Genomic DNA, 12,826 nt, shown 5'->3' with positions numbered 1-12,826 from the left:
TATTCGCTGTTTTAAAAATATAGATCGCAACCGAGTTAGCATTAAAACTAAAAATTTACAAGACTATGAGATTGCGAACAATATAATAAATGTGGGGATCAGACCCCCACATTTATTAAAATATCAATCTTTCCAAGCAGCTTGTGCTATTTTACGTATTGATTCAATAGCTTCACTTGGGCTTTCTGCTCCATAAACAGCAGAGCCTGCAACTAAAACATCCGCTCCAGCTTCAGAAACTGTAGCTGCTGTAGAAGGACTCACTCCTCCATCTACTTGAATATGCGTTTTTAAGCCACGTCTTGTGATTTCATCTCTTAAGCGACGTACTTTACCCATTTGATTACTTAGGAACTTCTGTCCGCCAAATCCTGGCTCAACTGTCATAATTAAAACCATATCGAATTCATCGAGAATATCAAAAATAGGTTCTACAGGTTCTGCAGGACGTACAGCGAAACAAGCTTTGCAACCCATGCTACGAAGCTGACGAGCAAGGCGTACAGGAGCATGTGTTGCTCCCATGTGGAAGCTAACTGAGCAAGCCCCGAGCTTTGCATATTCTGGAGCCCAACGATCAGGATCTTCAATCATTAAATGAACATCTACTGGAAGATTTGTTACTTCACAAATACGCTTAACGATCGGTTCGCCTAAAGTAAGATTAGGAACAAAATGATGATCCATCACATCTACGTGAACAAGATCGGCGTTGGAAATTGCAACAAGATCACGCTCGAGATTGCAAAAATCTGCTGAAAGTATGCTAGGTGCTATCTGTATATTCATGATTCCCATTCTAAGAAAAGCAAAAGACTACTAATTGAAATTGTACTTTTATTTGGATTTTATACTATTCTTCTCATTCTCATAAGACGTAGTATCTAAAAGTTTTTCGCTTAGCGAATCAGTAAAATCACTGTGTCTTTGAAGAAGTATAAAAGCAATCGCAGCGCACATAAATACTCCTATAGAAACCCACACGTTGATTCGAATTCCACAAAAAACATGTGAAAAATCAATACGTAAACATTCAATCCAAGTTCGTCCTAGCGTATACCACATAACATAAATGATAAAAATTGATCCAGCTTTACACTTTTTGAGAATTTTCTTAGAAAGAATAATAATTAAAGCTGCGCCAATAAAATTCCATATCATTTCATATAAGAATGTTGGGTGGAATAACGTTCCTTCAGGGCATGAAAGACCATCGTAACAACTCTCTTTATTTCCAATTGCACCACCCATATTATTTAGTTTAAGACCCCATGGAAGTGTTGTAGGAGCACCGTAAAGTTCTTGGTTAAACCAATTTCCTAATCTGCCAATTCCTTGAGCTATAAGTAAAGCTGGAGCTGCAGCATCTGCAAGTAATGCTGTAGGATAATGACGATGCTTGCATACTGCCCATGCTGCAAGCGATCCTAAAACCACTCCTCCCCAGATGCCGAGTCCGCCATTCCATATTCTAAACATCTCGACCCAATCACCTGAGTGTGAGAAGAATTTTTCAGGAGTTGTAATAACGTGATAAAGACGCGCTCCAATAATTCCGCATGGAATGCTTATTAAAGCTATGTCTAATATTTGATCAAAATTTCCGCCTCTACGTTTCCAAGTACGAGTAATCATGTACATTGCTAGTAAGATTCCTATGAGAATGAAAATAGCGTAAAAACGTATAATAAAAGGACCAAATTTGATATAAGAAATAGTTGGTGATGGAATATAAGCTACAGTCATGGGATTGATACTACACTTAGACCATGATTCTTAAGTTTTCAAAGAAGAATAATTCAATGCGCAAATTGTAATTAGGAAATTGTAACTAGAGAATTATAATTAGAAATTTATATGTCAAATTCCCATGAATTTCATAATTGCCATAAGAACTGGTCCACACAATAAGATTGAGTCAACTCTATCCATAATGCCTCCGTGTCCTTTAAGAAGGTGACCCATATCTTTAATTCCAATATCTCGTTTAAGCATTGAAGCACATAAATCTCCAAATGTTCCAACTATTCCAGAAACTATGCCCATAATCGCTGGAAGCCACCAGAAATCAAGAAACTTCATTCCATAGAAACTAATAACAATTATGTATGCTCCAATTACAGCTAAGAGCATTGATCCTATTAAGCCTTCAACGGATTTTTTCGGCGAAATTCTTGGAGATAATTTATGTTTTCCTAGCCATGCTCCAGCGAATAATCCACCAGTATCACTTAAAGCAGGCAAAAATACTAATAGCATAGCGTGAGCAAAAGCATATTTACTTCCTGCTATAGATAGAACAATGCAAGAAGCTAAAAGAGGTATATAAAGTATTACAAACATTGATGCAGCAGTATTAGTAAAAGTACTACTGTTAATTGTTGATTGCGAAGATTTTTGTAATTTCTTTTCAACAGCTTGAAGAGTGCGAGCAGAAATAGTGCTATTAAATGTTGCAAATACAACAGTAAGAATAAGCGATGCTGTGATTCCGCTAGCCATAGCAATAGCATGCCATTTTGAATAATATGTAGCTAAAATTGTTACAACAGAGCATATTGATAGAACTACAAATGGTATTCTTAATCCAATTGTTGCGAAATCAACGTGCAATTCCCATAATGCTCCAACCATAAATAATGCAATCAATATAATAAAAGCATCTCTACTTATTATTAAACATGCAATAATAACAACTACAAGCAAAGCAGCAGTAGCAATAGCTTGTGGCATATTACGTCCTGTGCGTCTGTTTATATCTGTTAAAGTTTCATGCGAGCTATTATTGGAATTATTCTGGGTGTTGCTATTATTCTCACAAGAGGATTCATTATTTGACGATGAAGAAGATACTACTTTTTCATCTATACTTCCTTGAGCTATATTGCTTTTAGAAGATTCAACTATCTCATCACTCTGCTGTTCCATGCAACACCCATCTTCAGAATATATCTAAATTATTAGATGAACTCTATAGTTTATTCTTTATTTTATTCGTAGATAAAGAATCAAACTTCCATGATTTCTTTTTGCTTTCCTTCAAGTAAAACATCAAGAGAATCTGTTACTTGCTTTGTGAGTTTATCTAATTCCTTTTGTAAACGATCGCCTTCATCTTCGCCTAATTCACCATCTTTAACTGATTTATCAATGGATTCTTTAGCTTTACGGCGAATGTTACGGACTGCAACTTTTCCTTCTTCTGCTTTCGTCTTAGCAAGCTTGACGTATTCTTTACGACGTTCCTCAGTAAGTTCAGGCATTGTAACACGAATAACATTACCATCGCGATTAGGGCTTACGCCTAAATCAGAATCACGTATTGCCTTTTCAACAGCATTTGCCTGTGAAGCGTCAAAAGGAGTAACTGCTAAAGTGCGAGGTTCTGGAACACCAATTGATGCAACAGCCTTAATAGGAGTAGGAGCACCATAATAATCAACCATAATTCCATTTAGTAAAGCAGGGTTTGCTCTTCCTGTTCTAATGCCCATAAAGTTTTCTTTAGTAGCTTCAACAGATTTATTCATTTGTTCTTGAGCTTGATCAATAATTGCAGACATGAATTCTCCTTTGTAAATCTCATGCTAATTGTTTTTTAAAAGTATTTTAACTGTTTAGTAAACATCGTGTTTTAATTTTATTCAGCAAATTTGGCTTGAGCGTCAGAAACAAGTGTTCCTATTTCTTCACCAATCAATGCACGTGTCACATTTCCTTTGCCTTCTAAGCCGAAGACTCGGATTTTCTGTTTATTATCTCTAGCCATAGAAAGTGCAGATGCGTCCATAACTGCTAGACCATCAACAAGTGCGCGTTGGTAACTAAGAGTTATGAATTTTTTAGCATTGGAATCTTTACGAGGATCAGCACTATAAACTCCATCAACACCGTTCTTGCCCATTAACACTTCATCGCAATGTATCTCTAATGAACGTTGAATAGACACAGTATCAGTCGAGAAATATGGCATACCTGCACCTGCTCCGAAGATAACAACTCGCCCTTTTTCAAGATGTCGAATAGCTTTTAATGGGATATAAGGTTCTGCAACTTGACCCATAGTAATAGCTGTTTGAACACGAGTAGCTTGTCCGGATTGCTCAAGGAAATCTTGAAGAGCTAAGCAATTCATAACAGTACCAAGCATGCCCATGTAATCTCCACGACTACGATCAATTCCAGCTTGTTGAAGTTCAGCTCCTCTAAAGAAGTTTCCGCCTCCAACAACAATTGCGACTTGCACACCACTACGTACTGCAGTCATAATTTCTTCTGCAATCCTACGAATAATGTGAGTATCAATACCAACGGCACCGCCGCCAAATGCTTCGCCTGAAAGTTTCAAGAGAACTCTACGAGCACCATTATTCTCTTGTTCGATAGTCATACTATTCCTCCTGCTCTATCAGCGAATGCAAGCATATCTTTGCCAGTCTATCTATAAATCGCGACACTGAAAAACTTAAGCTTAAATGCTTAAATTAAGTGCATATAATCGTTGCGCATGCGCTATTTATTAAAAAAGTAATATATAACGAAATGTGCAAAGTAAGATTATATAGTTATTTGTATAAAAGTTCGATTGATAAAAACAAAATAGGTTGCGCACATTTAAGTACGCAACCTATAAATAATATGATTTTATTGTAAGTAATGCTTATTCAGCTGAACCCTTACCAACTTCAAGACGAGCAAAAGCTAAAGCAGTTCCGCCAACTTCCTTGAATAAGTCACCAACTGTTTTAGAAGGATCTTTCACATATGATTGCTCAAGAAGAACTGTTTCTTTGAAGAAAGCGTTCATACGACCTTCAACAATCTTTGGAACAATCTTCTCTGGCTTTCCTTCAGCTAATGACTTTTCAGTAGCAACACGGCGCTCAGATTCCAAAACTTCTTCTGGAACGTCTTCGCGGCGAAGCCACTGAGCACCCATAGCAGAAATTTGCAAAGCTGCTTCATGAGCAACCTTTGCGCCAGCTTCATCAGTAGCAATCATAGAAACGATGCTTGGAGGCAATTCAACAGACTTCTTATGAGCATAAATTTCAACGTGTGGTCCGCTTACAGTTGCAACCTGACCAACTTTTACATGCTCTCCGAACAAAGCTGCTGCTTCTTCAACTGCTTCTTTAACAGTTGCATCATTAGCTTTAGATGCAAGAACTTCTTCAGTAGTAGATGCTGATGCTTCAATAGCATATCCAAGTACAGTTTCAGAAAACTCAACGAACTTTGGTGTTTTTGCAACAAAGTCTGTTTCAGAATTCAATTCGACTGCGTAGCCAGTTTCGCCTTCGCTAGACTTAACTACCTTAGAAGCAATCGTGCCTTCCTGAGCTTTACGACCTTCACGCTTACCAGCTGCTTGGATACCCTTCGCACGAATAATTTCCTTAGCGCGGGCAACATCGCCTTCAGCCTCAGTAAGAGCTTTTTTAACGTCCATCATGCCGGCGCCAGTTTCTTCGCGCACCTGCTTAATCAACGCTGCAGTAATTGCTGCCATTTTGTTCTCCTCATATTATGTACGGCTTTGTGGTATAAGCAAAAACCTATACCACAAAACGCCTTACTATTAAATTTATAGAGTTAAGCTCTATTTGTCACTCAGACTTTTCAGATTCTTCAGATTCTTCCGCTTTTTTGCTTTCAGCAGATTTATCGGAAGTTTCGCCTTCATTAGTAAGTAATTCCTTTTCCCAAGCTGCCATTGGCTGAGCATCAGCACCTTCGGACTTAGAATTCTTACCTGCATGCTCAAGCAAACCCTCAGCTACAGCGTCAGCAATCAAGCTTGTAAGCAATTCGACACCGCGGATAGCATCATCGTTTGCTGGGATTGGATACTCAACAGAATCTGGATCTGTATTAGTATCTACAATTGCAACAACTGGAATACCGAGCTTGTGAGCTTCTTCAACAGCGAGAGCTTCTTTGTTTACGTCAACAACGAACATAGCAGAAGGAGTACGATTCATGTTGCGAATACCGCCAAGCTGCTTTGCAAGCTTGTCTTTTTCGCGCTCTAAAAGAAGGAGTTCCTTCTTAGTTAAGCCAGAGCCACGAACATCGCTGAAGTCCATTTCTTCTAGTTCCTTCAAACGCTTAACGCGAGTAGAAACAGTTTGGAAATTGGTCAGCATACCGCCAAGCCAGCGTTCGCAAACATAAGGCATGTTTACGCGAGTAGCTTGATTTTGCACTGCTTCTTGAGCTTGCTTCTTAGTTCCTATGAAAAGAACAGTGCCGTTGTGAGCAACAGTCTGCTTGATGAAATCATAAGCCTTATCGATCATGTCGAGAGACTTGAACAAATTGATGATATGAATACCATTGCGCTGAGTAAGAATGAACTGCTTCATCTTTGGATTCCAGCGACGAGTCTGATGGCCAAAATGTAAGCCAGCCTTCAGCATTTCGCTCATGGTAATTTGCGACATATCTTTTACCTTTCTTGTCGGTTCTTGCCTGGCCATGTCTATTCGCATGCAACTTGAAGATTTTCAAAATCTAAATCAAGCCGACCGACACGAATGGACGCGTACATGGCGCGTATTTGCTTGTCCGGTAGACAATAAAAACGAGCAATCATATAACGCGACATTACTCATGCTCATAATGGACACGCGAAACAGGATTATAACAGAAGAGCGATACTAAATAAAAGAAAATATATAAATTATTTTATGCTTATATTATCTCTAAGTTCTTTTAGTGCTTTCGCGCGAACATCTTTTTCCAAACGATCTAAATAAATGTGTCCGTCTAAATGATCACATTCATGTTGCAACATTCTAGCCATCAAACCTTCACCTTCGAGTACTAAGGTTTTACCATTAAGATCAATACCTTTAACTCGAGCATATTGCGCGCGGCGAGTCTTGTACCATAATCCTGGAACAGATAAACAACCTTCATCGTCGTATTGCTCTCCACGAGTTTCTTCAATAACAGGATTAAGAATGTAACCGATACGACCATTTATATTATATGAGAAAGCTCTAAGACTTACTCCAATCTGATTAGCAGATAATCCAGCTCTACCAGGGTCATTTACTGTTTCCAATAAATCTTCAACAAGATTATGAATTGAAGGTGTAATCTCACGAATTTCATCGCATGGAGTGCGTAAAACAGGATCTGGCACTACACGAATTTTACGAATAGTCACAATTCTCCTTAATTGCTGTTATTTATTCTAATATTTATTACGTTATATATATTGTTTTATTACGTTATATATATATTGTATGTTTCTACTCTTCGGCAGACGAATTTGAATTAGACTCATCTTGCAAGTTAGCGCGAGTTACATCGCGCTTTTCTAACGAAGATTCATCGCCAAAATGCATTATTTGACTAGCTGCTTGATCAATTGCTTGACGAACTCTTGGCGTTACAGCTTCTTGAGCTTGACGCATTGTTTCAGTAGTTCTATCAAGGATTTTTACAGTAGCTGGGAATGGTTTTGTATTTGGTTTAGGAGCATACAATTGGGAGTCTATGATATTTGCATAGCGTTTCAATACTTTTGGGCGCACAACTTTCATACTTGGAGTAAGAGTTCCAGCATCTTGGGTAAATTCGTCCTCTAAGATAACGAATTTACGTACAGATTCAGCTCTTGAAACAGTGCTGTTAGCTTGATCAATGAATTGTTGTACAACAGAACGAACTGCTTCATTGCTTGAAACTTGGCTCATAGGCATATCTTCAGGCAATCCTTGAGTTTTAAGCCACGAGCGGACCATATCAGGTTCAAGTTCTATAAGCGCGGAAATAAATGGCTTACCATCTCCAACTACAACGGCATGAGAAACAAGAGGGCATTTTGCAATAATACCTTCTAATGGAGCTGGGCTTATATTTTTTCCGCCTGCTGTAATAATAATGTCTTTTTTACGACCAGTGATAGATAGGAATCCTTCATCGTCAATTTCGCCGATATCTCCAGAATGAAGCCATCCTTCATCGTCAATTACTTCCGATGTAAGTTCTGGTTTATTGTAATAACCAATAAATACGTTTGGTCCTTTAACAAGAACTTCATTATCTTCAGCAAGACGAATAGAAATTCCTGGTCCAGGTCTACCTACAGAACCTACTTGATTTGCATGCTCAAAATTAACTACACACGGCGCAGCTGTTTCAGTCATGCCATATCCCTGAATAAAAGTTATGCCATCAAGTCCATTGAAGAAATGAGCTAAATCTGCACTAATAGGAGCACCTCCGCATGCTAACCAAGCGAGATTAGGTCCTAAAGCAGAGCGAATAGATGAACCAACTGTGTGCATATAGAAATTGTGTTGCATTCTAGCAGATAACGAATGAGCCTTCCCATCTACTTCATCACGCGACCACTCAATAAAATGTCTTACTGCTTTAGCAAAAATTCGACCTCGTATACCTGCTCCAGCTTTTTGAGATGCAGCGTTATAAACTTTCTCAAATACTCTAGGTACGCCAAGCAAATATGAAGGTTTGAAACTTCGCAAATCAGCCAATAAGTGTTTAGCGTTAGGAACGTATCCAACTACTCCATTAGATCCAATAGCAACGTATTGTATATAACGAGCAAAGCAATGCGCTAATGGCAAGAATAGCAACAGTCTGCTTGGTTGATACAACATCTCATTCAAGACATCGTATCCTGCAAAAACTATATGTGTAAAGTTGCGATTCGAAAGCATCGCACCTTTAGGTTTTCCAGTAGAACCAGAAGTATATACAATCGTAGCTAGATCATCTGCTTTAACTTTTTTAATAGCTTCATCTAGCTCATTAGTGTCAACAGATTTACCAAAGTCAATAACAGCTCCTAATCCTCCAGCTTTAAAGTTGAATGTCTTGAAAGCTACTTTATTATTATCATTGCGAACTATTTCTAGTTTTTGCGCATGTTCATCGTCACCTGCAAAAGCGATAACAGGTTTTACTTCCGAAATAATATCATTCGCTTGTAGAGCCGAATCTGTTTCATAAATCGGAACAGACACAGCGCCAATTGACGCACATGCAAAGTCAACTATGCCCCATTCGTAGCATGTTGCTGAATAAATAACTACCTTTGAGCCGTGTTTTACACCAAGTGCAAGCAAGCCTTTAGCGGTAGCGCGTACCTTGGAAAGCATGTCGACAGCAGTAACGTCATGCCATTGGCGCGTATCTTCGTCTTGCCATTGAGCAACAACACTTTGAGGTGCGCGCAATGCTCTATTAGCAAGAAGTGAGTAAATTGTGTCACCGTCTTGAGTTGGGTGAATGGCTTCTACAGTAAATTCTCGGAGCATACTTGTAATTGTACTTTATTGTTTCGTTCAACACGAACGAGTTTCCTACAAAAAATATATTTTTATATTGGAAACTTCTACAAAAGAAAATAGCACTTACAGAATTTTCGTATGCTTGCAGAATTTATTTACCCAATATCAACATATGTGCAAATCCATTTACCGAATTTGTATTTCAAAGTCAACGATGTCCAATATTGCTCAGAGCCAGTATTCATTCTTATAACACATTCTAATTGTGTTGGTTTAACCATAACTCCGTTAACTAGGTGAGGATTCGCTGGAAGTCTGCATATTTCGAAATTGAGTAAAGGATTGTTTATTGCTTGAAGACGCTCTCCTACCATAACCCACATGTTATGTAATTTATCTATGCATTCTTTTGAAATCATCCTACTAGTCGATGGCAAAATAGGATGACCTCTTGCAACATCTAATGCAGCACAAGCAACTCTGCAAGCATGCATTGCAATATGGAACATTTTCTTATCAGAATTTGGATCTTTATAAACAAGGCTTATACGATAAGGAACTTTTCTATTTGAAGATCCAACTAAAAATACCCCATTGTATACGGATAAATTATCTTGATCCTCGTTTACAGGTGGTGGAGCTGTATTATTTTTAGACGAATCATTGTTTTGTGTGTCATTACAATTCTCGTTAGATTCTACATACTCAGAATCATCGAAAGGATCAGAGTCCGCAAAACAAATTTTATTCATTTTTATTCCTCTCTCTATGTGTTGTTTTTATATTTGTTTTATGTTTCTAATTTCATTTTTATTTATAATTCCATATTTATTTTTTGTTATTAAATCATATTAAGTTTTTTGAATAGGTATAGCATACACCTAAATGAACAAATAGTAGAGTAAAAAGTAAAATGTGGATAACTAATTACATAGATTTTGTTTTTCCTTGAAATTTCAACGTTTTAGACAAATCACTTATGCACATTTCTATTTTAGTAGCTAATTTTAATAAAATTTTAGCGAATTTTATGACAATTTTATCTTATAACTGTTTTTTATTTTGTATTATGCACAAAAAATAAATATAATTACTTATAAATCAAATTTTTTTAATTAAAATATTCAGTAAGCATTAAAATATTATAATAATTGGAACATGTAATTATTATATATTTTTTGCTTATTACATGCATTTTTTAAGTCAATTAAACTAATCTGAAAAAAATAATAACAAAATTAAAGTAAAAAACACAAAAATTTCTAAATAAATGGAGCGGACAACGGGACTCGAACCCGCGGTCTCGACCTTGGCAAGGTCGCGCTTTACCAACTAAGCTATGTCCGCAAACAAATGAAAATTATAGCTTTATTTTTACTACTATGCAAGTTTAACGTAAAAATTTTTCAAACTTTTTTAATTTCTGCATCATATGAGCGATTTTACGCCAAACTTGTTGTTGTATTTCTATCAATAATTTATGAATATAATAATTATTATCATTATTATAAACTTTTTTATAAAATTTTTTAAATAAAATATCTAATTTTTAACTAAAAAGAATAAAATCATGTAGAATAAAAAATAGCTTTTGCTCAACGTAGGAGCGAAAGGCACTAAAAACATTGTTAAATATAGAACGAGGAGGTATCTATGAAGGCAATTGTTGCTACTAAAGATAAGAAGGCTCAAGTTATTGAGAAAGAATTACGACCACTAGAGTTTGGTGAAGCACTACTTGATATGGAGTGTTGCGGTGTTTGCCACACTGATTTACATGTAAAGAATCAAGATTTTGGAGATAAAACAGGTGTTGTCCTTGGACACGAAGGAATTGGTATTGTTCGCGAAGTAGGTCCAGGCGTAACTACATTAAAGCCTGGAGATCGTGCTTCTGTGGCATGGTTCTTCAAAGGATGCGGACATTGCGAATTCTGCACAACTGGTCGTGAAACTTTGTGCCGTAGCGTTTTAAACGCAGGATATACTGCAGATGGTGGTATGTCTGAGCAGTGCATTGTTGCTGCAGACTATGCTGTAAAAGTTCCAGAAGGCTTAGACCCTGCACCAGCAAGCTCTATCACTTGCGCAGGCGTTACAACATATAAAGCAATTAAAGAGTCTGGCGTACATCCTGGTGAATGGCTCATCCTCTTCGGTCTTGGTGGCTTAGGCAATCTTGCTTTGCAATATGCTAAGAATGTTTTTGGCGCTCACGTTATTGCTGTTGATGTGAACGAAGGACAGCTTGAATTTGCTGAAAAGTATGGCGCGGACTTGTGCGTTAATCCATTAAAAGAAGACGTTGCTGAATTTGCAATGAAGAAGGTTGGCGGTGCCCACGGCGCTGTGGTTACCGCTGTAAATAAAGCAGCATTTAATGCAGCTGTCGATTCTGTTCGTGCTGGCGGAACTATTGCAGCTGTTGGTCTTCCACCAGAGGATATGGAATTAAGCATTCCTCGTTTGGTTCTTGATGGAATTCGATTGGTCGGTTCTCTTGTAGGTACACGCAAAGACTTGGAAGAAGCATTCCAATTTGGTGCTGAAGGAAAGGTTTTGCCACAGTGCCATATGCGCAAAATGGAAGATATTAACGACATCTTCGATGAAATGCTTGCAGGCAAGATTCGTGGACGTATGGTAATAGATCTTTCTCACTGAATAATTTAATATTGCTTGAAATAGTGGCCACTTCCCTACTATAAGGATTTGGTCACTATTTTTTTTAATACTTTTAGAATAAATGTTATTTGAAGGTTATTTCGTACGATTCTGTACGATTCATCAGTAGTTATTTGGGTTATTTACTAAATAAGCGTGAGCAGTGAAAATAAAGAGTTATTTGAGGTTTAGTTGAATGTTATTTGAAGGTTATTTCACAAAATAAACATGAAGACTAGTTCAATATAAGCATTACGATGACTTCTAAATAGATTGAGTGAACGGGTAGCATATCTACACTTTTAACTTTTAGCACTCGCTAAGCCTTGCTACCCAAAGCCTTAAAACTAAAGCAACTAGACTGTACACAATTAGATGCCATCAAAACGCTATTTTAAAACAGTTACGATTTGTAAAGGAGCTCTACCGATTCCGTATAGACAGGAAACACGATCAAGAATAAAGAAATCACAGAAAGACAAATGAAAAAAGGAATTAAAAAACAAAAAACGCAGAACTGGTGATTCTGCGTAGCGCGTGGGTGATATAGGAATCGAACCTATGACCCCTTCCGTGTGAAGGAAGTGCGCTAGCCGCTGCGCCAATCACCCGAAATTTTTTTAATTATGCGTGAAAGGCAAACCTCTCGAGTGGGCGATACAAGGTTCGAACTTGTGACCCCTTCCGTGTCAGGGAAGTGCGCTACCACTGCGCCAACCGCCCGGTTGTGATGATAGAAGGAAAACCTTCTAACTTCGAGGTGGGTACGAGAGTCGAACTCATCTATACGGCTTTGCAGGCCGCTGCCTAACCGCTTGGCTAACCCACCGTAAGGTCGAATAACTCATCGGACCTAGAGCGGACAACGGGACTCGAACCCGCGGTCTCGA

General features: G+C 37.8%; 11 protein-coding genes and 4 tRNA genes. 1 reads left to right on the top strand and 14 read right to left on the bottom strand.

All coding sequences use genetic code 11. From position 1 onward, the window contains the following. Positions 1-123: 123 nt before the first annotated feature. The 11 genes from rpe to HMPREF3230_RS01070 form a co-directional block, all read right to left on the bottom strand. On the bottom strand, positions 124-789 hold the full coding sequence (gene rpe, locus HMPREF3230_RS01120) for a ribulose-phosphate 3-epimerase (RefSeq protein WP_075523155.1): 666 nt from the start codon (positions 787-789) through the stop codon (positions 124-126). Positions 790-837: 48 nt separating this feature from the next. After that, positions 838-1,746 carry a prolipoprotein diacylglyceryl transferase gene (gene lgt / locus HMPREF3230_RS01115; protein WP_075523154.1) on the bottom strand — a complete coding sequence of 303 codons (909 nt, stop codon included), beginning with the start codon at positions 1,744-1,746 and terminating at the stop codon, positions 838-840. Positions 1,747-1,860: 114 nt separating this feature from the next. Further along, entirely contained in the window at positions 1,861-2,928 is a 1,068-nt protein-coding gene (locus HMPREF3230_RS01110) for a phosphatidate cytidylyltransferase (protein WP_082266219.1), read from the bottom strand. A gap of 80 nt (positions 2,929-3,008) precedes the next feature. Next, a complete protein-coding gene (frr, locus tag HMPREF3230_RS01105; RefSeq protein ID WP_075523153.1) occupies positions 3,009-3,563 on the bottom strand; it encodes a ribosome recycling factor in 555 nt (184 codons plus the stop codon). Positions 3,564-3,640: 77 nt separating this feature from the next. Beyond that, positions 3,641-4,390 carry a UMP kinase gene (pyrH, locus tag HMPREF3230_RS01100; RefSeq protein WP_075523152.1) on the bottom strand — a complete coding sequence of 250 codons (750 nt, stop codon included), beginning with the start codon at positions 4,388-4,390 and terminating at the stop codon, positions 3,641-3,643. Between the two features lie 270 nt (positions 4,391-4,660). Next, positions 4,661-5,512, bottom strand: coding sequence for a translation elongation factor Ts (gene tsf, locus HMPREF3230_RS01095; protein WP_075523151.1), 852 nt, complete (start codon positions 5,510-5,512; stop codon positions 4,661-4,663). A gap of 97 nt (positions 5,513-5,609) precedes the next feature. Continuing rightward, on the bottom strand, positions 5,610-6,446 hold the full coding sequence (rpsB, locus tag HMPREF3230_RS01090) for a 30S ribosomal protein S2 (protein WP_075523150.1): 837 nt from the start codon (positions 6,444-6,446) through the stop codon (positions 5,610-5,612). Positions 6,447-6,685: 239 nt separating this feature from the next. Next, on the bottom strand, positions 6,686-7,177 hold the full coding sequence (def, locus tag HMPREF3230_RS01085; protein WP_075523149.1) for a peptide deformylase: 492 nt from the start codon (positions 7,175-7,177) through the stop codon (positions 6,686-6,688). An 85-nt stretch (positions 7,178-7,262) separates the two neighbouring features. Continuing rightward, on the bottom strand, positions 7,263-9,299 hold the full coding sequence (locus HMPREF3230_RS01080) for an AMP-dependent synthetase/ligase (protein ID WP_075523148.1): 2,037 nt from the start codon (positions 9,297-9,299) through the stop codon (positions 7,263-7,265). Positions 9,300-9,427: 128 nt separating this feature from the next. Then, the gene (locus HMPREF3230_RS01075; protein ID WP_075523147.1) at positions 9,428-10,024 is read right to left on the bottom strand and encodes a hypothetical protein; all 597 of its coding nucleotides are present in this window, start codon (positions 10,022-10,024) and stop codon (positions 9,428-9,430) included. A gap of 519 nt (positions 10,025-10,543) precedes the next feature. Then, positions 10,544-10,619 (bottom strand) — tRNA-Gly (locus tag HMPREF3230_RS01070). Between the two features lie 306 nt (positions 10,620-10,925). On the opposite strand from HMPREF3230_RS01070, the gene adhP reads away from it, so the two are divergent. Further along, positions 10,926-11,936 (top strand): alcohol dehydrogenase AdhP, encoded by a 1,011-nt coding sequence (gene adhP / locus HMPREF3230_RS01065; protein ID WP_075523146.1) that lies wholly within the window; start codon positions 10,926-10,928, stop codon positions 11,934-11,936. Between the two features lie 538 nt (positions 11,937-12,474). Here adhP and HMPREF3230_RS01060 read toward each other — a convergent pair. From HMPREF3230_RS01060 to HMPREF3230_RS01050, 3 genes are all read right to left on the bottom strand, one after another. Next, a tRNA-Val gene (locus HMPREF3230_RS01060) sits at positions 12,475-12,547 on the bottom strand. A 40-nt stretch (positions 12,548-12,587) separates the two neighbouring features. Further along, positions 12,588-12,659, bottom strand: a tRNA-Val gene (locus HMPREF3230_RS01055). 35 nt (positions 12,660-12,694) lie between these two features. Next, a tRNA-Cys gene (locus tag HMPREF3230_RS01050) sits at positions 12,695-12,765 on the bottom strand. Between the last annotated feature and the right edge of the window lie 61 nt (positions 12,766-12,826).

The organism is Gardnerella vaginalis, assembly GCF_001563665.1.
Taxonomy (GTDB): Bacteria; Actinomycetota; Actinomycetes; order Actinomycetales; family Bifidobacteriaceae; genus Bifidobacterium; species Bifidobacterium vaginale_A.
Note: the sequence above shows the minus strand (reverse complement) of the source record. Positions and strands in the feature narration are given on the sequence as shown.